This window comes from Streptomyces sp. NPDC054883 (assembly GCF_053610645.1).
On the sequence record NZ_JBSGYT010000079.1, the window covers coordinates 1 to 20,058 of the forward strand.

At 73.7% G+C, this 20,058-nt stretch carries 17 protein-coding genes and 1 pseudogene; 7 read left to right on the forward strand and 11 right to left on the reverse strand.

The window, feature by feature from the left end:
• Positions 1 to 57: 57 nt before the first annotated feature.
• On the reverse strand, positions 58 to 2,235 hold the full coding sequence (gene helR / locus ACWGH1_RS33955; protein ID WP_453356986.1) for an RNA polymerase recycling motor ATPase HelR: 2,178 nt from the start codon (positions 2,233 to 2,235) through the stop codon (positions 58 to 60).
• A gap of 193 nt (positions 2,236 to 2,428) precedes the next feature.
• Between helR and thpR the strand changes: the two genes are divergently transcribed.
• Complete coding sequence (gene thpR / locus ACWGH1_RS33960; RefSeq protein WP_453356985.1) at positions 2,429 to 3,013, forward strand: RNA 2',3'-cyclic phosphodiesterase; 585 nt, start codon at positions 2,429 to 2,431, stop codon at positions 3,011 to 3,013.
• 19 nt (positions 3,014 to 3,032) lie between these two features.
• Here thpR and ACWGH1_RS33965 read toward each other — a convergent pair whose 3' ends face one another.
• From ACWGH1_RS33965 to ACWGH1_RS33975, 3 genes are all read right to left on the reverse strand, one after another.
• Positions 3,033 to 4,265 (reverse strand): cytochrome P450 family protein, encoded by a 1,233-nt coding sequence (locus ACWGH1_RS33965; protein ID WP_453409306.1) that lies wholly within the window; start codon positions 4,263 to 4,265, stop codon positions 3,033 to 3,035.
• Entirely contained in the window at positions 4,258 to 4,908 is a 651-nt protein-coding gene (locus tag ACWGH1_RS33970; protein ID WP_453409307.1) for a hypothetical protein, read from the reverse strand. Before ACWGH1_RS33970 ends, ACWGH1_RS33965 begins: the two co-directional genes overlap by 8 nt.
• 128 nt (positions 4,909 to 5,036) lie before the next feature.
• On the reverse strand, positions 5,037 to 6,239 hold the full coding sequence (locus ACWGH1_RS33975) for an erythromycin esterase family protein (RefSeq protein ID WP_453356223.1): 1,203 nt from the start codon (positions 6,237 to 6,239) through the stop codon (positions 5,037 to 5,039).
• A gap of 58 nt (positions 6,240 to 6,297) precedes the next feature.
• Here ACWGH1_RS33975 and ACWGH1_RS33980 point away from each other — a divergent pair, with 58 nt between their 5' ends.
• Positions 6,298 to 7,032, forward strand: a complete 735-nt coding sequence (locus ACWGH1_RS33980; protein WP_453356224.1) for a TioE family transcriptional regulator — start codon at positions 6,298 to 6,300, stop codon at positions 7,030 to 7,032.
• A gap of 73 nt (positions 7,033 to 7,105) precedes the next feature.
• Here the strand turns inward: ACWGH1_RS33980 and ACWGH1_RS33985 are convergent, their stop codons facing one another.
• Both ACWGH1_RS33985 and ACWGH1_RS33990 read right to left on the reverse strand, forming a co-directional pair.
• Positions 7,106 to 7,486, reverse strand: a complete 381-nt coding sequence (locus tag ACWGH1_RS33985) for a hypothetical protein (protein WP_453356225.1) — start codon at positions 7,484 to 7,486, stop codon at positions 7,106 to 7,108.
• 2 nt (positions 7,487 to 7,488) lie between these two features.
• A complete protein-coding gene (locus ACWGH1_RS33990) occupies positions 7,489 to 8,112 on the reverse strand; it encodes a hypothetical protein (RefSeq protein WP_453409308.1) in 624 nt (207 codons plus the stop codon).
• Between the two features lie 190 nt (positions 8,113 to 8,302).
• Between ACWGH1_RS33990 and ACWGH1_RS33995 the strand changes: the two genes are divergently transcribed.
• On the forward strand, positions 8,303 to 9,088 hold the full coding sequence (locus ACWGH1_RS33995; RefSeq protein WP_453357736.1) for an ATP nucleotide 3'-pyrophosphokinase: 786 nt from the start codon (positions 8,303 to 8,305) through the stop codon (positions 9,086 to 9,088).
• 129 nt (positions 9,089 to 9,217) lie between these two features.
• On the opposite strand, the pseudogene ACWGH1_RS34000 reads toward ACWGH1_RS33995, so the two are convergent.
• A pseudogene (locus ACWGH1_RS34000) lies at positions 9,218 to 9,442 on the reverse strand (phosphotransferase); the annotation flags it as partial.
• A 53-nt stretch (positions 9,443 to 9,495) separates the two neighbouring features.
• Complete coding sequence (locus tag ACWGH1_RS34005; RefSeq protein WP_453409309.1) at positions 9,496 to 11,331, reverse strand: protein kinase domain-containing protein; 1,836 nt, start codon at positions 11,329 to 11,331, stop codon at positions 9,496 to 9,498.
• Positions 11,332 to 11,702: 371 nt separating this feature from the next.
• Between ACWGH1_RS34005 and ACWGH1_RS34010 the strand changes: the two genes are divergently transcribed.
• Both ACWGH1_RS34010 and ACWGH1_RS34015 read left to right on the forward strand, forming a co-directional pair.
• A complete protein-coding gene (locus tag ACWGH1_RS34010) occupies positions 11,703 to 12,116 on the forward strand; it encodes an SRPBCC family protein (protein ID WP_453354497.1) in 414 nt (137 codons plus the stop codon).
• Positions 12,117 to 12,305: 189 nt separating this feature from the next.
• Positions 12,306 to 12,971 (forward strand): DUF4142 domain-containing protein, encoded by a 666-nt coding sequence (locus tag ACWGH1_RS34015; RefSeq protein WP_453354498.1) that lies wholly within the window; start codon positions 12,306 to 12,308, stop codon positions 12,969 to 12,971.
• Positions 12,972 to 12,986: 15 nt separating this feature from the next.
• Here ACWGH1_RS34015 and ACWGH1_RS34020 read toward each other — a convergent pair whose 3' ends face one another.
• The 3 genes from ACWGH1_RS34020 to ACWGH1_RS34030 form a co-directional block, all read right to left on the reverse strand.
• Positions 12,987 to 15,179, reverse strand: coding sequence for a S9 family peptidase (locus ACWGH1_RS34020; protein WP_453354503.1), 2,193 nt, complete (start codon positions 15,177 to 15,179; stop codon positions 12,987 to 12,989).
• Positions 15,180 to 15,215: 36 nt separating this feature from the next.
• A complete protein-coding gene (locus ACWGH1_RS34025) occupies positions 15,216 to 17,003 on the reverse strand; it encodes an N-acetylglutaminylglutamine amidotransferase (protein ID WP_453354499.1) in 1,788 nt (595 codons plus the stop codon).
• Between the two features lie 265 nt (positions 17,004 to 17,268).
• On the reverse strand, positions 17,269 to 17,637 hold the full coding sequence (locus tag ACWGH1_RS34030; RefSeq protein WP_453354500.1) for a VOC family protein: 369 nt from the start codon (positions 17,635 to 17,637) through the stop codon (positions 17,269 to 17,271).
• Between the two features lie 356 nt (positions 17,638 to 17,993).
• Between ACWGH1_RS34030 and ACWGH1_RS34035 the strand changes: the two genes are divergently transcribed.
• Positions 17,994 to 18,845 carry an SAM-dependent methyltransferase gene (locus ACWGH1_RS34035; protein WP_453354501.1) on the forward strand — a complete coding sequence of 284 codons (852 nt, stop codon included), beginning with the start codon at positions 17,994 to 17,996 and terminating at the stop codon, positions 18,843 to 18,845.
• Positions 18,842 to 19,939, forward strand: a complete 1,098-nt coding sequence (locus ACWGH1_RS34040) for a terpene synthase family protein (RefSeq protein ID WP_453354502.1) — start codon at positions 18,842 to 18,844, stop codon at positions 19,937 to 19,939. The genes ACWGH1_RS34035 and ACWGH1_RS34040 overlap by 4 nt, the downstream gene beginning before the upstream one ends.
• Positions 19,940 to 20,058: the final 119 nt, after the last annotated feature.

The window sequence follows — 20,058 nt, forward strand, 5'->3', positions numbered from 1 at the left end:
CTCTGCGGCCGGCCCGGACGCCGGCGCCGGCGGGCCCGGCGCGCGGGACGTACCCCCTCAGGGGCTCGTGAGGACGACGAGTTGCCGGGTCGCGCGGGTCATCGAGACGTAGCGGTCGACGGCTCCTTCGATGCCCGTGCCGAACGCCTGCGGGTCGACGAGGACGACCAGGTCGAACTCGAGCCCCTTCGACAGTTCCGGCGTGAGCGACCGGACGCGGGAGGTCTCCCGGAAACCGGGAGCGCCGATGACGCAGGCGGTTGCGTCACCATGTGCGGTGAGCCAGCTGCCGAGGATCGACTCCAGCTCCGCAACGCGGCCGTGGACGACGGGGATTGCGCTGCTGCGGATGGACGTCGGCACGTTGGCGTCCGGGAGCGCGCTGCGGATGACGACTTCCGCTTCCGCCATGATCTCCTCCGGCGTGCGGTAGTTGATGCTCAGGGAGGCCATGGTGATCCGGTCGAGCCCCACCCGCTCCAGGCGTTCCTGCCAGGACTCCGTGAACCCGTGCCGGGCCTGGGCGCGGTCACCGACGATGGTGAAGCTGCGGGACGGGCAGCGCAGCAGCAGCATCTGCCACTCGGCGTCGGTCAGTTCCTGGGCCTCGTCCACGATGATGTGCGCGAACGGGCCGGCGAGGAACTCCCGTTCGGCGCCGGGCAGCGCGCTCTCGTCGATCAGGGTGTCCTGGAGGTCGCGTCCGCGCAGCATCGTCACCGCACCCTCACCGTCGGCGTCTGCCTCCAGAATGCGGTCGATGACGTCGGCCCTGCGCGCACGTTCGGCGGCGACCGCGGCCTCGTGGCGACGGTTGCGCACCGACGCCTCCGGATCGCCGAGCCGCTGCCGGGCCGCGTCCAGCAGCGGCAGGTCGGACACCGTCCAGGCCTGGGCGTCCGCACGCTGAAGTGCGCGCACCTCGTCGGGGCCGAGCCCGGGAGCGCACTTGCGCAGGTAGGCCGGCACCGACCAGAGGTCGCCGACGATGTCGGCAGCTTCGAGCATCGGCCAGGCCCGCTTGAGGGTTCCGATCAGCTCCCGGTCCTGCAGCAGCGACCGGCGGAGCAGGTGGGGCGGGGCGTCACTGTCGTCCTTGTCCATCAGGATACCGACCAGCTCCTCGCGGATCTGGTCACGCGCCTCGTTGTGCGGAGTGCCCGGTTCCACCGCGGCGAACGCGGCTGCCCAGTCGTCGGCACCCAGCCGGATGTCGGACCAGTGGGTCGAGACCGTCATCCCTTCGGCGGGCGGTTCCTCGTAGATGCCGACGGCCTTCTCGATCGCCTTCACGAGAGCGACCGAGGACTTCAGCCGGGCCACCTCGGGGTCGGTTTCGACCGCCGCCCCGGCGCCCTCGGCGACGAGGTCGCGCACGGTGCAGGTCTGCACGCCTTCCTCGCCGAGGCTGGGCAGGACGTCGGCGACGTAGGCCAGGTAGGGCTGGTGGGGCCCGACGAACAGCACTCCTCCCCGACGGTGGCCGAGGCGCGGGTCGGCGTAGAGCAGGTGGGCGGCGCGGTGCAGGGCGACGACGGTCTTCCCGGTACCGGGACCGCCGTCGACGACGAGCGCGCCGCGGGAACCCGCCCGGATGACGGCGTCCTGGTCGGCCTGGATGGTGGCCAGCACGTCGCGCATCCGGGCCGACCGGTTGCCGCCCAGGCTGGCGATGAACGCGGACTGGTCGTCGAGCGCGGCGTGCCCGTCGAGCCCGTCGGCGGTGAACACCTCGTCCCAGTAGTCGCTGACCCGGCCGTGCGTCCAGCGGTACCTGCGGCGGCTCACCAGACCCATGGGCTCGGCGTGGGTCGCCGCGAAGAACGGCTCGGCCGCGGCGGAGCGCCAGTCGGACAGCAGCCGGCGTCCCGCGCTGTCGGTGAGGCCGAGGCGTCCGACGTACACGGGCTCGGGGTCGTCCGCGCGGACCATGCGCCCCAGGCACAGGTCAAGCCCGAAGCGGCGCAAGGTGCGCAGGCGTCCGGTCAGGCGGTGGATCTCCGTGTCCCGGTCCATCGCCTCGCGGCCGATGCCGCCGGGTGCCCTGCGCGCGGCCGCGAGGCGGTCGGACAGTTCGGCGATCGTGTCTTCGAGGCTCTTGGCGATGGCCGCGAAGTGCTGCTCGTCGCGGTCGATCAGCGCCGGGTCGGCCTTGCGGGAGAGGCGGTCGGGAAGGTCGAACGCACTGGTGGTCGTCGGGCTCGCGCCATCAGCTCCGGACCCGTTGACCGACAAAAACGTATGCAATTCGCGAATCCCCCATTACTTCGTCTTCCGGTCTCGGTCCGCGATTCTGCACCAGGACCGGGGCCTTGCCGCAATCCCCCCTGTGCGCTATAAGTTGAGAGTGGCAAGGAGTGGGTACTTCCTTCTTGCGTTCACCGGCCGATGCGAAGGTCCCGGCCGACGGTGGTGTACTAAGTCCTTCGTGAACGAAGAGAATCCGGCTCCGACCGTCCGCGTGTTCATAGCGCTGGCCCCGCCCGACGACGCCAAGGAAGAACTGGCGCGCGAGCTGCGGTCCGCCTACGAGGCGTACCCGCGGATGCGGTGGAACCGCATCGAGGACTGGCACATCACCCTGGCGTTCCTCGGCGAGCTGCCGGTGACGACCGTTCCCCTGCTAAGGGCGCCGCTCGCGGAACTCGCGGCACGGAGCCGGCCCCTGGAACTTGCCCTGCGCGGCGGCGGGCACTTCGACGAGCGGGTCTTGTGGAGCGGGCTGGAGGGGGACCTCGACGGGCTGCACCGGCTCACCGGGGAAGTCCGGCGCGTGGTCAGGGAACGCGGGGTCGCCTTCGAGGACCGGCCGCTGCGTCCCCATCTGACGCTGGCCAGATCGCGCCGCGACGACCCGTCCAGCGTGCTGGAGGCCGCCGGTGGGCTCGCCGCCTTCACCGGCCGGCGGTGGCGGGCCGAGCGCCTGCACCTGGTGGGCAGCAACGTCGGCCGGGGCCCGGGGCCGATCCACTACCGCGACATCGAGGCGTGGGACTTCCGGGGCGGACGGTAACGGCCGCCGGGCCTTCCGGTCACGGCGCCGGCCGGCCGCCGGGCATGAAGGTCACGGGCAGGCTCCGGGGGCCGCGCAGTCCGCCGGGGCGCCAGCGGATCTCGTCCGGCGGCACGGCACGGGCCAGCCCGGGGAGCCGGCGCAGAGCGGTCCCGATGGCGATCTGCCCCTCCAGCCGGGCCAGGGGAGCGCCCAGGCAGTAGTGGATGCCGTGCCCGAAGGCGAGGTGGGCGTTGTCCTGCCGGGTGATGTCCAGGTGGTCGGGGCCGGGGAACCGTGCCGGGTCGCGGTCGGCGATGGCCGAGGCGATCAACACGGTCGCGCCGCGCGGGACGGTCACACCCGCGATCTCGACGTCTTCGCGGGCGAACCGGGCGATGCCGGGGCTGACCGGGCCGTCGTAGCGGAGGAACTCCTCGATCGCGCCCGGCAGCAGCTCGGGGTCCGAGCGCAGCAGGTCGAGCTGGTCCGGGTGGGCGAGCAGCATGTTGATGCCGCCGCCGATCAGGTTGACCGTGGTGATGTAGCCGGCGGCCAGCAGCAGGAAGACCATGGCGATCAGCTCGGCCTCGGTCAGCCGCTGTTCCTCGTCCCGCGCGGTGACGAGGGCGCTGAGCAGGTCGTCGCCGGGGTGCGCCCGTTTGGCCTGGACGAGCCCGGTCACGTAGGCGCGCATGTGCTGCCAGGCCTCGTTCACCACGGCGGGATCCGGTGGCTCCGCGCCCCGCGTGATCATGCGGTCGGTCCAGCGCTGGAAGTCGTGGCGTTCGTCCACCGGTACGCCGAGCAGTTCGCTGATCACCGTGACGGGGAGCGGCAGGGCGAGGTCCGCGACGAGATCGGCGCGGCCGAGCGGGGCGACCGCGTCCAGCAGCCGGTCGGTGACGGCCTGGATCCGGGGCCGCATCCCGGCCACCCGTCGGGCGGTGAACGCCTTGGAGACCAGGCGGCGCAGCCGGGTGTGGTCGGGCGGGTCGCTGCGCAGCATGTTGCCCAGCACCGACTCGCGCTCCGTTTCGGGCAGCTGCTGCCGGAGCCGGCTGTCCGCGGCGTCGCGTACGTCGCTGCTGAGGCGGGAGTCGGACAGGGCCGCGAGCCCGTCTTCGTACCGGGTGACGAGCCAGGCGTCCAGGCCGCCGGCGATGACGACGCGCTGTACGGGGCCGTCCTCGCGCAGTTGCCGGTACAACGGGAAGGGGTCGGCGAGGAAGGCCGGGTCGGCGTAGGGAAGGAGAACCGGTCGCTCACTCATGGTGCCTCCGGGAGTACGTCTCCGCCGCGCCGGGCCGTCCGGCGGTTTCGACGGTGGACACGACCCGTACCACCGCCGGCGCGGCGGGGGCCGATCCGAATCCGAACCGCACGGGCGGGACGACCGGAGCCAGTGGGCCGAGGTCGACGCCGTCCAGGTGTGCTGCGGCCAGGGATACCGGCCGCAGGTCACGGGCCGCGTACCACTGGCGGCAGCCGGGGCGCGAGCTGCCCCGGGTCCGTACGCCGGGCAGCAGGCGGGCGGGCACGTCGGCCAGGGCCGCCCAGGCCGGGCGGCGCGCGAGGGGCTGCGGAACGGCCCGGAGCGCGAGGCCGAGCGCTCCCCGGCGGCCGACGGCGAAGCGCAGGGCCAGCGGCCCCGCCACGACGTCCCACTCGGTGTCCCGCCGGTGCACTCGCACCGGCACGGTCCGGACCTCGTCGAAGTGGTAGACGCCCGCGATGTACTCGGCGGTGCGGGCGGTGGGGGCCAGCAGCAGCCGATGGCCGTCGGCGCGCTCCAGCATCACGTCACTGAACGGCCCGAACGGCGAGCCGAGCCAGTGGCCGACGACCACCCGGGTGCCGGACCCCGTTCCGAGGGCCGCGATCCAGCCGTCGAACGTCAGCCGCTCACGTCTCACTCCGGTGGTATGCCCAGGTCACCCCGGAGCAAGCACGGAATCGCCGGCCGCCGCCCGGGCGCCCCTCCACCTTGCGGTGCACGGCACCAGACGCCCCGGGCCCTCCGGCCCTGATCCGTCGGACACCCCTAGCCCTGCCGGACGTCCTTGACGAACACGAGCCCGTCGATGCCGGCCAAGTGGGCCGGGTCGAGGGGGGCGTAGCCGAACCAGGGGGAGGTGCGGGGCGCGGGGCGCGAGTCGCCGAGGGCGGTGGCCAGGCGCGGGGCGTCGACGATGCAGCGGTCCTCCGGGAGCGCGTACAGGAGTCCTTCGAGGGTGTCCGGCGGCGGCGTGTCCACTCCGCGGTGCCGGATCGTGCCGAGGGCCGTGGCCACGAAGGCGTACTGCTCGCCGAGCCGGGCGCTCACCAGCGCTCCCGCGCTCCACCACTCCAGTGGCGTTGCGCCCATCCGCATCGAGCTCTTCTCCCGCTGGAGGTGGGAGTTGTGGGCGTGGGCGAGTACCGGACCCCGAGCGACGAGGGCCAGGAGGTTGTCGGCCATCATCTGGTCCCGCACGCCCACCAGCCGGGTCATCCGGGCCGCGGAGGTGTCGGCCATCCAGAAGTGGTAGCGCAGCAGGCCCGTGGCGGTGCGTCCGTACAGGCGGGCCCGGTCCCAGTCGTCCCGGGAGGTCGCCGTGAGCAGGTACGGCGTCTGCGCGTCGAGCAGTGCCACGAGGTCGTCGGCGTGCAGACGCAGTTCCCCGGCTTCGGCCGACCGTCCGACGGAGCGCGCGGGGTCGGTCATCGCGGCGGGCTCGGTCCACCGGTCGTCGTCGCCGAGCAGGCGGTCGAGCGTTCCCGCGGTGCAGGAAAGCAGGTCCGCCTCCAGATGGGCCGAGAGGTAGGCGTGGAGCGCGGTGAGGGCCTGCCGGGGGCTCGCGGCGCCCGTGATCTCCAGCGGGCCGTCGCACCCGGCGAAGCGGAGCCGGTCGGCCGTGGGCCGGCCGTCGTTGTGGGCGCGCATCCAGCGCACGAGCTCGCGGTTGGCCGCGGAGGCGCCCCAGCCGTGGCTGAATCCGCGGGCCATGACCTCGTCCAGGGTGCCCGTGCCCGAGGTGACGTAGTCGTCCACGGCCAGGCCCGCCATGCAGTCGCTCTCGATCGCGATGGTCCGGTAGCCCTCCTGCTCGACCAGTTGCCGGAAGAGCTCGTTGCGCAGTTCGAGCAGGGTGTCCTCGCCGTGGGTGGGCTCGCCCAGGGCCAGCAGGTGTGGCTTGCCCGGAAGCAGCTTCATGAGGGCGGAGGCCTCGACGGCAGGGGTCATGTCCTCGATGTCTGTGACCATGCCTTCAACGGTATCGTTGAAGCGACGGTTGAGACTTGGCCGCGATATCCTGGGCTGCGTGGGACGAAACCTTAAAAGCGGCGGACACCTCAGGCCGATCGACCTGGCGCGCGGGCACGGTCTGTCGACGCAGGCCGTCCGGAACTACGAGGAGGCCGGCATCCTCCCGGCCGCCGGCCGCACGCCGCACGGTTACCGCACCTACACGCCGCTGCACGCGCGGGCCCTCGGTGCGTTCCTCGCCCTGGTGGCGGGCCACGGCCACCAGACGTCGACGTCGATCATGCGGGCCGTGAACCGGGGCGCCGTCGACGAGGCGTTGCGCCTCATCGACGAGGGCCACGCCCAGCTGCTGGACGACCGGCGCACGCTCCGGGCGGTGGAAGGCGCCCTGCGCGACCTGGCGCCCACCGCGCGGGCCGGACCCGATGCGGCGGTGTCCGGGTCCGGCGGCAGGTTCATCGGACCGTTGGCGCAGGAGCTCGGCATCCGCCCGGCGACGCTGCGCACCTGGGAGCGGGCGGGGCTGGTACGACCGAGCCGCGACCGGCTGACCGGGTACCGCGTCTACGACGAGGCCGACGTACGCGACGCCCGGCTGGCCCACCAGCTCAGGCGGGGCGGCTACCGGCTGGACCGGATCGCCCCCCTGATCGGCCAAGTCCGCGCGGCCGGCGGGGTGGAGCCGCTGCAGGCCGCGCTGTGCGACTGGCACGGGCGACTGTCCGCCCGGGGGCGGGCGATGCTGGCCGGCGCGGCGGAGCTGGAGGGGTACCTCCGCGAACGCGGATGAGGCCCCAGCGGTGCCGCCGTCCCGGCCGGTTGCCGACGGCGGCGCCGCGTCCACTGCCTGCGCCGACCGGGGATCAGAGCGCGTCCGCGTCCTCGCTCTCGAAATCCTTGACGGCGTCCGTGAGCGTGGCGAGGGCCTCGTCCGCCAGCTCGCGGAGGAAGCCGGGGCATACCCAGGCGTCCAGGGGCTCGTCGCCGGCCGCCTCTTCGTCCGGGTCTTCGTCGTCCCAGCCGAGGTCCTCGGCCAGCTCGGCGCGGCCGCCGGGGCTGCGCAGGAGGTAGCCGACCCGGGCCGCGTAGTCGGTGTCGCCGGTATCCGGGTGCTCGCCCGGGGCGTGGGTGCACGGGATGTCGCGCAGCAGTGGAACGGCACCCCGTACGCCCTTGATCATGGCGTCCGGTACCGCGCGGTCGGTGATCCGCTCCGACGCCGCGTACCAGCAGATCGCGTTCATCGTCACGAGGTAGCCGGCCAGCACTCGGGGGTCGGCCGCGAGGGGAGGCAGGCCGCCTCGTCCGTCAGCACGTCGTGGGGATCGTCGTAGGGGTAGTCGTTCACGATCCCCGACAGGCTGCGGATGCAACTCCGGTGGTACTTCGGGGCCCCCGCCGGTATGCGCCGGACGGTCAGCGGAGCGATCAAGTCCAGGGCGAGGCGGGCCCATCCCGCCACGTTGCCCGGGCAGCGCACCGGTTCGGGGCCGGTGTCGCCCTCCTGCGCGGGGAGTTCGCGGACCAATCGGGTCTCACCGGCCCATATCTCCTCCTCCAGCGAGTCCATCTCCTTCTCGTACGGGTGGCTTTCGTGCGCACAAGGCCGGTCACCGAGCGCCTGCACGGCCGCCCGCAACGCGTCGAGAGCGGCGCGCTCGGCGGCCGGGCCGGGGCGCCAGGCGAGGTAGCCCGACATCGCCACGAGCCCGGCCACCCACAGGTGGGCCCGCTCCCCGCCCGGGTCCGCGCCCAGCCTGCGGGCGCACTCCAGGACGAGGGGGTCCGCCTCGTCCGCCGGGGACGCGTCGCAGATGTGCTGCCAGGCGTCGACGAGCTGCTCGGCGGTGAGGCCGGTGGTATCGATCATGAACGGTACGACGGCATGCGCCCGTGGCCGGTTCCAGGCCGGCGCTGAGCGGTTCGGCCGGCCGTGCCGCGAACGGCCCAGCCGAAACCGGCCAAAGATCACCGGGTGCTCCAGGAGGAGACACTTCGGCCCTGGTCGGTCAGTTGTGCCGTGCGTACCGATTCCCCGCACGAGAGCAGGATCCACGCGGATGAACATCGCCCGTACCCTCACCCGAGCCGCCGTCGCGGCCGCGCTGGCCACCGCGCTCGGGAACGGCCTCACCACGACCGCCGGCGCCGCCCCGGCCACTACGAACCCCTCTCCCGCGGCAGCGGCCCGGCAACCGGGCGACGGCTGGGCCGGCGAAGGCGGGCTCTCGCTGAGTTCGGCGGACAACCAGCGCGTGGAGGAGTACGTGGACGACGCCCGGCGGGCGGAGCGGTCCATCAGCCCACAGGTGCGGGCGGCCGCCTGGATGGCGGGTGCGGAGGTGGTCGGCTTCGAGAACCGGCTCAAGTCCCCCGAGTCCCTCAAGCGGAAGGTGGCCACCTCGCTGCGGGAGCACCCCGGACAGAGCGCCGACGCAGTCCTGGCCACGCTCGGCGACGCGGTGCGCTACACGCTCCAGTGGGGCGACGGCCAGTACACCACGGGAGTCACCACCGCCTCCGAGGCCCTGTCCGCCTGGGGCGACGACAGCACCAAGTGGTCCAACACCTGGGGCCGCGGCGCCGGGTACAAGGGACTCAACACCGGTTGGCGGGCGCCTGGTTCGGGGCAGCTCTTCGAGGTCCAGTTCCACACCCCCGAGAGCAAGTGGGCCCAGGAAGCCACCCACAAGCTCTACGAGGAGCAGCGCCTGCCGTCGACCGGCCCAGAGCGCAAGCGGGAGCTCCAGGAGCAGCAGGATGCGATCTTCGCGGCGGTCCCCGTCCCGGTGGGCGCGGACCGGCTGACCGCGCCCGCTTCCCCGGCCCGGGTACCGGTGGGCTGACCGGGCGCCGAGCGAGCCGGCGCGCGTGCGGTCCCCCGTGCGCAGCGCAATGCCTCAGCGTTCGTCCAGCACCGCCCGGATCACGTGCCGGGCGTTGCGGGCCATCGCGGGGTTCGTCGTACGGTAGTGGGGCAGCCACTCCTGCTCCATCGACACGTCCTCGGCCCCGCCCCGCGCCAGGGGCAGCCTGACGACCATGTCGTCGCCCAGCCGGTACACGGCGTCGGCCGTCCCGCCGGACGGCCGGCGCCGCACCGGGAGTCCCGCCCACTGCGGGAACCGGCCCGCGACCAGCCGTCGTACGAGGTCCTCGTCCATCGGGTGCGTACCGGGATGCATCTGCCCTGCCGTCATGGCCGCCAACCGAACAACAACCGCCGACGGGCGTCAAACGCCTTTCCGCTCGCTCAGGCCTGCGTCCAGCGCTGCGAGGCCTCTCCGGCGCACGTCGTCGTCACCAGGCCGCCGGTCATGCCCACGTCGAGGCAGCCGCCGTAGTCGCTCCGGAGACTGCCGCCCGCACCCGTGCGCCAGAGCCGGCCGCCGTCCTGGGCGCAGTCGCCCACGAAGACGGCCTGTTCCAGCCCGTTGGAGTAGAGGCAGGCGCCGCTCTGCTGGTTGACGAGCTTGAAGCTGCCGTCCGACCTGCTCTTCACGGTCCAGCGGGCCGTCGAGTCCGCACAGTCGCCGTTGGACGAAGCGCCGTACACCTGGGTGATGCACTTGCCGTTGTCACCGTTGCGGTAGCGGTGCGTGCCCGAGGCGGGGGGCGGGGCGGTCGGGGTGGTCGCGCCGCCGGCGCCGCCGGCGCCGCCCGGGCTTCCCGAGCCGTTCTGCTGGCCGGTGCCGGTGCCGGTGCCGGTGCCCGGGGCGGGCCCGGGGCCGGTGCCCGGGGCGGCGCCTCCGGCCGCGCCGGGCTGGGTTCCGGCCGCCCCGCCCTGCACCGTGCCGTCGCTGCCGCCTTGAGCGGCGCCCTGGGCGGGGGAGGCCGGCGCCGACGCGGTACCCGGCGGGCTGCCGACGGGTGTTGACGGTGGTGTGGCGGCCGGTGCCGACGGGGAGAGCGAGGCCGGGGTCGAGGCGGGCGGGCCGGCCTTCGCCCCGGCCTCGGGCGGGGACGTGTACGGCAGGTGCTGGATGACGAGTGTCGTACCGCCCGCGACCATGACGACCGGGAGGACGGCGAGGAGGATACGGGTACGACGGCGCCGGTCCGGTCCGTCCGGACGGGACCCGGCCTCGGGGGTGGGGGCCGGGCCGGGGGCCTGCACCCGCTCCGGGTCCGGCTTCCCGGCGGCGAGCGGGACCGTCGGTACGTCGACCTCCTGCACGTCGGCGGCGAAGGCGGCCCGCTCCGACAGGCGCTCGGTGACGGCGGCGGGCCACAGCGGGGTGGCGAACAGGCCGTGCCGGGAAGCCCGTTCCAGGAGTTCGGCGGCCGTCGGACGGCCCTCGGGGTCCTTGTCCAGGCAGGCCGCGACCACCTCGGCGAGGTCCGGCTCCAATTCCCGCAGCGGCTCCAGGTCGGGCTCTTCGTGCACGATGCGGTACAGCACGCCGTGCCCCGACTCGTCGCCGAACGGCGGCCGGCCGCACGCCGCGTAGGCCAGTACCGAGCCCAGGGCGAACACGTCGGTGGCGCCGCTCAGCCGCTTCTTCCCCGAGGCTTGTTCGGGTGCCATGTAGGCGGGGGTGCCCACGACCATGCCGGTCCGGGTCAGCTGGCTCTGTTCGGCGGCTCGGGCGACGCCGAAGTCGATGAGGGTGAGGCCGTCCAAGGTCAGCATGACGTTGGACGGTTTGAGGTCGCGGTGCACCATGTCCAGCGCGTGCACGGACACCAGGCTCGCCGCCGCCTCCCGCAGCAGCAGCCACAGGGCGGACGCGGGCAGGGGGCCGCCGTGCGTCTCGACGGCCTCCCGCAGGGTGAGCCCGGGGATGTACGCGGTGGCGAACCACGGGGGACGCGCGGTGCGGTCGCTGTCGATCAGCGGCGCGGTGGCCTCCGCCGGCAGCCGGGAGAGGTTGTCGAGTTCGTGGCCGAACCGGCGTACGAAGTCACCGTCCTCGCCGACCACGGAGGACAGCAGTTGCTTGACGGCGACGTACCGGCCTTCGCGGACCCCGAGGTACACCCGCCCCATCCCGCCGGCCCCGAGCCGGCCCGCCAGCGCGATCGACCCGATCCGTGGCGGATCCTCCGCCTCCAGCGGCTCGGCTCCGCTCCCCCTCAGCTCTAACACGTCAGCCCCGCTCGAATTGGAATCAGTTTCTAGAAATCTACCCGATGGGACCGACGGCGAGGATGCCGGTGAGGACCTCTTCGGGAAGCGGAAGCCGACTCGACGCCCAATCTGTAGCGGAGCAAGGCCCGTTGCCGGTGGACGTCGGAGACGGCGAGGAGGAGACCGTACGGGCCGCCCGCGCGCGGCCCGGCTCCGGACGGGTACGCGGGGGGGCCGGGCGACGGGGAAGGCGACCCGGCGCCCTGCCGGGCCGGGCGCCGGCCGGGTGGCGGGCGAACGGGTGGGCTTCGCGCCCGCGGCGGCTTCGCCGCCGTCCGACCGGGCATGCGTGGGATCGAACGTCCCCGAGCCCACGAACGGTGACAGCGATGACCGAGTACGAACGCTCCCGCACCATGCCCGCCCTGCCCGAACAGGTCTTCGACCGTGCGGCTGACATCGACCAGCTCGACGGCTGGCTCCCGGAGGGCCTGCACGTCCGGGCCGACGGCCTGCCCGCCGTCACCGTTCACGAGGACCGCACGGACGAGGACACCTCCGGGCTGCTCCGCGCCCAGCGCGAGCAGATGCGGATCGAATGGGGCACCCGCGAGCAGGGCGGCTACACCGGCTGGCTCCAGGTCGCCGGCATCGGCAGCGGCGCCAGCGAGGTGACGGTGCACCTGTCGTTCTTCGACCCGGGCCACGACCCCGGCGAGCAGGCGGTGCACGAGGCCCTCGACACGAGCCTGCGGCGGCTGGAGGAGCAGGTGAGGCTGCGCGTCGACAACGGCGGCGGCTGATCCACCCGGGGCCGCCCTTCTCCAGGGCGGGGTCCCGCGGGAATGCGCCACCGGCCGTTGAGGTGAACTTGGCGGCGGTGGCGTCCCGGCGGCGCGTCCGCGCGGAAGGGATGGCTCCGAGGTGCTACGAGGCGCCCGTTCCATGCCGGCCGGCCCGTCCGCGCCGGAGTGCGCGGAGGGAGTACCACCGTGTCGAACCGACTCGTGGCCGCGGCCACCCTCATAGCCGCCGCGGCTGTGCTGGGGGTGCCCGGCCCCGCGTCCGCCGCGGATCAGGACGCCGCCTTCGTGAAGGCGGTGCATCAGGGCAGCCTGGCGGAGATCGCCGCGGGCAACGACGCGCAGCGGCACGCGACCACGGCGTGCGTGAAGGAAGTGGGCGCGGTGCTGGTCCGCGACCACGGCAAGCTGGACGCGGCGCTCAAGATGCCGGCCGGCACCTCGAAGGCCGACCTGCCGGCCTCCCCCGGCCCCGCGCAGCGCAAGGCCCTCGCCGACGTGCGGGCCAAGGCCGGAACCGCCGCCTACGACTCCGGCTGGCTCGCCGTCCAGGACGCGGCCCACACCCGGACACTGGCATTGATCGACAAGGAGCTCTCCACGGGCCGCGACAGAGGCGTGGTGGCCGCTGCCCGGGCGGCCCGCCCGGTGGTAGCGGCGCACCTGGAGATGATCCGTGGTGGCGGTTGCCACCACCATGAGCAAGCCTCCCTGGTCGGTGCCGGCGGCGGGCGGTCCGCCGCCCGCGGCACCGGCCTGAACGCGCTCGGGGCAGTCGGCCTGGGCGGCGGGCTCCTGGTGACGGCCGTCGTCACCCTGCGGCTGGCCCGCCGCCGCCCCACCGGCATCCGCTGACGCGCCCGGGCCGGCTCAAGGGCCCGGCCGGGCTTGGCCGGCCTCGGCGCCGAGGTGCTGTTCCAGCCAGTCCGCGGCCGCCCGCCGGTAACGGCGGCGGTTGTCCGCCCGCAGGAACTCGTGCCCCTCGTTGCGCAGCGTCAGCAGCTCGGCCGGCACCCCGCGGTCGCGCGCCGCGCGGACGAACTGCTCCGATTCCGTCGGGGGCACGTTCGTGTCGTGCTCGCCGTGGACGGCCAGTACGGGTGCGCGCAGCCGGTCGATGCGGCTCATCGGGGACAGGGCCCGCAGGAGGTGCCGGTCGTGCTCGGGGTGGCCGTACTTCGCCGCGGCCGACTGGGCGATCCACGGCTCGGTACCGGCGAAGAACGTGGCGAAGTCCGACATGCCGCAGACGGCGACGCCGGTGCGGAAGAGGTCGGGGTGGTGGACCAGGGAGGCCATGGTGAGGTAGCCGCCGTAGGAGCGGCCCATCACCGCCAGCCGCAAGGGGTCGGCGTAGCCGTGGGCGACCACGTGGGCGGCGCAGTCCGCGACGTCGTCGATGGCCGCGAACCGGCCCGCGCCGAGGTCGGCGTCGACGAACGACCGGCCCCAGCCCGAAGAGCCGCGCACGTCGGGGGCGAACACGTCCATGCCCCGGCCGAGGAGTTCGTGGTAGAGCGGGCTGAACACGGGGCGTTCCTGCTCCTCGGGACCGCCGTGGAGGTGGATCACGCACGGCGCCGGACGGCCCGGGTCGCGTTCCGGCGACCGGTAGTACCAGCCGCCGAGCATCAGCCCGTCCCGGGCCCGGCAGCGCAGGGGCGCCGGGCTGACGGGGGGCCGCCCGGGCGGCGCCGCGTCCTCGTCGCGCGCCGACCAGCCGGTGCGGACGGGGGCGAAGCCGCCGGTCAGGTCCCAGATGCCGGGCCTGCGCCGGGATCCGGACAGGGCGGCGAACAGTCCGCCGCGCCCCACGGGTGCCATGCGGGTCACCACTTCGTGCGGCAGGGCCGTCCGGTGGTGCGGTCCCAGGCCGTCGTCCGAGTCGGCGGCGGGCAGGCCGACGCTCTCCAGTTCGCTCGCACCGTGCACGTTCCAGGCGAGCAGCGCCCATCCGCCGTGGTCGGGCAGGCTCAGCAGGTCCAGGGCCGTGTGCTGCCGTTCGGCGGCCACCGACAGGTCCCGCAGGGCGCCCGTCCCGTCCAGCCGGGCCCTCAGGAGGGCGGCGAATTCCCGGTCGGCGTCGCTGCGCAGCCACAGGACGCGCGAGTCGGCCGAGAGCCGGCCGATCCACGGGTCACCGTCGGCGACCGGCAGCCGGAAGGTGGTGCGTCCGGTGGCCGTGTCGAGCAGGAGGGCTTCGCGTCGCCCGCGCGGGCCGCGGCGCAGCAGCGCGAAGCGGCCTTCCGCTCCGATGTCACAGACGCGCAGGGAGGCGGCGCCCGCCTCGCCGAACAGCAGGACGGGGGCCCGCGTGCCGTCGGGGTCGAGGAGGTAGGCGGCCAGGCCCCCGAGCGTGGCCGCCTCCCCGTCGGCCGGCGCCGGCGGTACGGGCACCCCGCGCGGCAGGACCGCTGCGTACGGGCCGGACGCGGCCCGGCGGGCAGGGCCGAGCAGGGTCGCGCGGCCGTCGCGTTCGGTCCAGGCCGCCCCGGAGGGGCCCTCGGGGAGGGACGGATCCGCGTCCTGCGGGAGGTGGCCGGCGCCGCTGTGGGCGCCCGCGGCAGCCGGCGGCTGGGCGACGGTGACGGCCAGGGCCGACCCGTCCCGGGTCCAGCAGCCCAGGTGGGCGGAGGCCCCCGGCTCGGCGCCCGCGAGTACCCGCCGGCCGGTTCCGTCGGGGCGCACCACGAGGACGCGGGTGTGCTCGCCGCCGCCCGGCGCGGCGGTGTAGGCGATCCAGCGTCCGTCGGGCGACCAGGACACTTCGGTCACCGGGTCGGGGTCCGCGTCGAGGACGTGGGCTTCGCCGCCGCGGGCGGGGCCGCTCCACAGCTGCGGTACGCCGGACCGGTCGCAGATGTAGGCCACGTGGTCACCGGCGGGGGCGGCCGAGGGATACCAGCACCCGTGGGCGGTGAGCAGCGTCGGCGGGTCGGCCGCGCCGCCGGTGTCGGCGAGGTGGACCGGGACCGGAGCGGCGGGGTGGTCGGGAACCAGTCCGGGCGCCCACGCGCCGTCGGGCCGGGAACGGTGCTGACGTGCGGAGCGGTCCGGGGGCATGTGGGCCTCTTCGAGGGCTTCCGGGGCTGTCACCGTTCAGTGTGGGTCGATGCCGTGGGTCTGCAACCAGATCTCCAGCGATGCCACCTGCCACAGGGTGCTGGCTCCGCGCTCGGTGCGGTGGCGGGCCGGTTCCGCGAGCAGCTCGGCCACCCGGCCCTGGTCGAAGAGACCGCGCCGCCGCGCTTGCGGGGCGGTCAGCGCCTCGCGCACCCGGCTGAGCACCGGCTCGGCCATGTGCCGGACCGCCGGCACGGGAAAGTATCCCTTGGGGCGGTCGACGACCTCGCGGGGCAGAATCTGCCGGCCGATGTCCTTGAGGATCCCCTTGCCCTCCTGTGCGAGCTTGAGTTCCGGCGGACAGGCCGCGGCCAGTTCGACCAGTTCGTGGTCCAGGAACGGCACCCGCGCCTCCAGGCCCCAGGCCATGGTCATGTTGTCGACCCGTTTGACCGGATCGTCGGGCATCAGCGCGTGCACGTCCAGGCGCAGGGCGGCGTCCAGCGCGCTCTGCGCGCCGGGGGCCGCCATGTGGGCGCGGACGAAGTCCCGCGAGGCGTCGTGGCCGGCGGTCACGTCCGGGTGCAGGAGGGCGGCCACGCCGTCGTGCGTCCGGTCGAAGTAGACGTCCGCGTACGCGTCCGGTGCCTCGGGTCGGGCGGCCGCGGCGATCGGGGGATACCAGTGGTAGCCGGCGAACACCTCGTCCGCACCCTGTCCGCACAGCACCACCTTCACGTCCTTGGCGACCTGCTCCGCCAGCAGGTGGAACGCCACGGCGTCGTGGCTGACCATCGGCTCGCTCATGGCGCCGATCGCTGCCTCCAGCGCGGCCGGCAGCCGGTCGGAGGGGATCATGTACTGGTGGTGCTCGGTGGAGAACCGCCGGGCGACCAGGTCCGAGTACCGGAACTCGTCGCCCTCCTGTCCGTTCTCCGACTCGAAGCCCATGGCGAAGGTCGCCGGACCGCTCCGGCCCTCCTCGGCCAGCAGGGCCACGATGAGGCTGGAGTCCAGTCCGCCGGAGAGCAGGACCCCGACCGGTACGTCGGCCACCGTGCGGCGCCGCACCGCCGTGCGCAGCGCGTCGTGGACCGCTTCGCGCCAGCTCACCGGGTCGCTGCCGAGATCGGCGTGGCGGGTGTACGAGGGCTGCCAGTAGCAGTGGTCGTGGTGCGTGCCGTCCCGCTCGACCACGCGGACGGTGGCCGGGGGCAGTTTCCGTACGCCGGACAGCACGGTACGGGGCGCCGGCACCGTGCCGTGCCAGCTCAGGTACTGGTGGAGCGCCACCGGGTCGAACGAGGTGTCCACGCCGCCGCCCGCCAGCAGGGCGGGCAGGGAAGAGGCGAAGCGGAGGCGGTCGCCGTCCTGGGTGAGGTAGAGCGGCTTGATGCCGAGCCGGTCCCGGCCCAGCGCCACGCGGCCGGTGTGGTGCTCCACCACCGCGAAGGCGAACATCCCCACCAGGTGCTCGGCGCAGGCGGGTCCCCACTGCGCGTAGGCCTTGAGGAGCACCTCGGTGTCGGACTCGGAGAAGAAGCGGTGGCCCAGCCCTTCGAGCCGTTCGCGCAGCTCACGGTAGTTGTACACGCAGCCGTTGAAGGCCCCGGTGATGCCCAGGTGCGCATCCGTCATCGGCTGGGCGCCGTGCTCCGAGAGGTCGATGATCTTGAGCCGGCGGTGGCCCAGGGCAACCGGGCCCTGGGACCACACACCTCTGCCGTCCGGACCACGGTCCTCCATCTCATCGGTCATGCGTTCGACCGCGGCGAGGTCCGGCCGCCTGCCGTCGAACCGCACTTCCCCGCTCACGCCACACATGTGGCACCCCCCGCCCGACTCGCACCTCGGGGCCGCCGCATCACTGCGGCCGCCCGGCTGCCCGGGGTCCCGGCCACCTCCGCCATGTACCTTCACTCCCGCTGCCCGGACGGCCCGCGCCACGTGACCCGGGCCGAACAGGCGATCGACATGTCCGGCGCCTGCCCACCCGCGCGCAGCTTAAGCCGGTGACCGGTCCGGCCCCGGGAAGAGCGGCGGCCGGGCGGGCGGAGCGGAGTGCCCGGACCCGGCGCCGGGCCCGGGGTCAGGACCGGGTCAGACAGAAGGGATGCCCCGCCGGATCCAGCAGGACCCGCCACTTGTCCTCGTCCGGTTGACACCCCGGCTTGGTCGCGCCCCAGCCCAGCAACAGGGCCTCCGCCTCGTCCAGGTCCTCCACCCGGAAGTCGAGGTGGATCTGCTGGGGCACCTCCTGGCCGGGCCAGCGGGGGGCCAGGTAGCCGTCGACCCGCTGGAAGCCGAGGAAGAGCCCGTCCGGGCGGGTGAGACCGGCGAAGTCCGCGTCGGACCTCTCGTGCGGTTCGAACCCGGTCGCCCGCCGGTAGAACGCGGCCAGCGCTTCGGGATCCGCGCAGTCCAGGGTGATCGCGACCGGCTTCATCAGCGGGGGCATGGCAACTCCGTTACGTCGGGGAGGCCCGTGGAGCGGTCGTGGAGTGCGGTGCGGCCGGGTTCCGCGGGCTTGATCACCCGGCAGCCTAGGCGGCCGGGGAGGCGATACCACGCCGGGGGCGGTCCGGTCGGCAGGTACGTAGATCTGACGATCTTTGCTGCGGAGTGGGCTGACGGGAGGCCCGCGAAGTGCCACGATGATCCGTGCTTCAACAGTGTGCCGGTCGGGACGCGGTGAGAGCGGCGGCAGCGCGTCCCGGAGACCAGCCCTACCCACGAAAGGGCGGACGTCCCATGTGCGTTACACCCCTCGTATCGTCCTTAGGCAGCGACCGGGACTCATCCGCGGACGATCAGGTGCGGCTCTACTACAGCGGCAAGACCAAGGACATCCTCCAGAAGTACGGCCCGGGCCCTCGCGTGCACTTCCATGTCGGGCTGTTCCCCGACACGTCCCCACCCCATACCACCGTCTCCCAGGGCGCGTTGCAGCAGCACCTCCGCGACGCGCAGGAGCGGATAGTCGAGCACGCGGCCCGTTCCTGGGGCGCGTACGAGGCCCCGCCGCGGCGGGTGCTGGACATCGGCTGCGGCCTCGGCGGCACGTCCCTCTACTGGGCACAGGAGCACGGCGCCACGGTCACCGGCCTCACCGTCGCCGCGGAACACGTGCCGATCATCAGGCACTTCGCCGCTCAGGCCGGGGTCGGGCGGCGGGTGCACCCCGTGCTGGCCGATGTGCACGACCTGCGCGACGCCCGCGCCTACGACGCGGTCTACGCCAACGAGAGCAGCGGGTACACCGACCGGAAGCGGCTCTTCGAGGTCGTCGCCAGGGCGCTCCGGCCGGGAGGCTGGTTCGGCATCCAGGAGCACTTCGTCTGCCGCTCCGAGTGGCTCGAATTCATCGACGATTACTACAGAACCCGGCTGGGTACGCACGCCGAGTACTTGACGGCGGCCGAGGCGGCCGGCTTCGAGCTGGTGCAGGACGAAGACGTGACGGACCCGGTCGCGGAGTTCTGGGTGCAGTCCATGGCGTGGAACACCGCCGAACTCGACCGGCTCCGCGCGGGCGGCGAGCCGGCCGCCTGGAGCGGTGAGCGGCTCCAGCAGTCGACGATCACGCACAGCAAGTTCTTCCGGCTGTGGCGCGACCATGCGGTGGAGACGCGGCTGATGCGGTTCCGGATCGGGGGCGGCCGATGACGGCGCCACCGCGTCCCTCGCGTCTGGGTGCGCGACTGCCCCCGTTCTACTGTCCGCTGCCGCGCGACCTCGTCCACCCCGAGGCCAAGCAGGTGGAGGCCCGGGCGGTCGAGTGGGTGGACTCCTTCGGCCTGTACCCGGACCCGGTCGAGCGGGCGTGGGGGCTCGCCACCCACAGCGCCGACTTCACCTGCCGCATCATCCCCGAGGGGGAGGTGGAGGCACTGCTGCTGTTCGCCGAGTGGAACTACTGGGCGAACGCCGTGGACGACTGGCAGGACTCGGGTTCCGAGGAGGTGGGGACGGGCGCCGTCGTCGAACACGGTGTGCGGCTGCTGCGGACCATCGAGAACCCGGGGGCTTCGCTGCTGCCCGACGGCCCCATGACCCGCGCGCTGGTGGACCTGGTGAGCCGTACTCATGCCGTGCTCAGCCCCTTCGAGCTGCGCAGGTTCATCGAGGGGACCCGGGACTGGCTGCTCGGCGCGGCCTGGCGGGCCGCGCGGGCCGAGGCGGGGGCCATGCCGGGGCTGAACGACTTCGCCGCCATGGGACCGCTGGCGAACGGTACGCGCTTCTCGCTGACGTGGTCCGACGTCGCGCGGGGGCACCGGTTGCCGGCCGACGTGCTCAACTCCCCCGCTCTCACGGCCCTCACCGACGCGGCGGGGTTCATCGTCAGCGCGGACAACGACCTGTTCTCCTACGACAAGGACGACCACCTGGAACCGCGGGAGGTGAACCTCGTCAACGTCCTCGCCCATCAGGAGGACTGCTCCCCCGCCGAGGCGGTACCGCTCGCGGTGGCCCTGCGCGACCGGGTGATGGTCCTCTTCACCACGCTGCTGGCGCAGCTTTCGGCCCGGGCCGACCCGCAACTGAACGGCCATCTGACGGCGTTGGGGCACTACGTGGCCGGCTGCATCGCCTGGCAGAGCCGGGCGCCCCGGTACGCGAGTCCGCGCAACCGGTATGAGCTGCCCTCCCAGGACGCGGGTTTCGCGATCCGGTACGCGGATCGGCCCAGCTCCTTCGCGGCCGGGCCGCCGGACCTGCCGGCCATCGCCTCCTGGTGGCAATGGGTGCGCCGCTGAGCGGCGCCGGAGGGGCCCCCGCCGGGGGGGCGGGGGCCCGCGGGGCCCCGGCCCGCCCCCCGACTCGAACCGGGACACGCACACCTCGATGCGGGTGCCGGGCCCGGACGAGCTGGCGG

What these genes read in the sequence shown, in the direction of transcription:
- ACWGH1_RS33965 (WP_453409306.1), bottom strand. Translation starts at nt 4,265, where the DNA reads ATGAGTGAGCGACCGGTTCTCCTTCCCTACGCCGACCCGGCCTTCCTC.
- ACWGH1_RS33975 (WP_453356223.1), bottom strand. Translation starts at nt 6,239, where the DNA reads ATGGTCACAGACATCGAGGACATGACCCCTGCCGTCGAGGCCTCCGCC.
- ACWGH1_RS33985 (WP_453356225.1), bottom strand. Translation starts at nt 7,486, where the DNA reads ATGAACGCGATCTGCTGGTACGCGGCGTCGGAGCGGATCACCGACCGC.
- ACWGH1_RS33990 (WP_453409308.1), bottom strand. Translation starts at nt 8,112, where the DNA reads ATGATCGATACCACCGGCCTCACCGCCGAGCAGCTCGTCGACGCCTGG.
- ACWGH1_RS33995 (WP_453357736.1), top strand. Translation starts at nt 8,303, where the DNA reads ATGAACATCGCCCGTACCCTCACCCGAGCCGCCGTCGCGGCCGCGCTG.
- ACWGH1_RS34010 (WP_453354497.1), top strand. Translation starts at nt 11,703, where the DNA reads ATGACCGAGTACGAACGCTCCCGCACCATGCCCGCCCTGCCCGAACAG.
- ACWGH1_RS34020 (WP_453354503.1), bottom strand. Translation starts at nt 15,179, where the DNA reads ATGCCCCCGGACCGCTCCGCACGTCAGCACCGTTCCCGGCCCGACGGC.
- ACWGH1_RS34025 (WP_453354499.1), bottom strand. Translation starts at nt 17,003, where the DNA reads ATGTGTGGCGTGAGCGGGGAAGTGCGGTTCGACGGCAGGCGGCCGGAC.
- ACWGH1_RS34030 (WP_453354500.1), bottom strand. Translation starts at nt 17,637, where the DNA reads ATGCCCCCGCTGATGAAGCCGGTCGCGATCACCCTGGACTGCGCGGAT.
- ACWGH1_RS34040 (WP_453354502.1), top strand. Translation starts at nt 18,842, where the DNA reads ATGACGGCGCCACCGCGTCCCTCGCGTCTGGGTGCGCGACTGCCCCCG.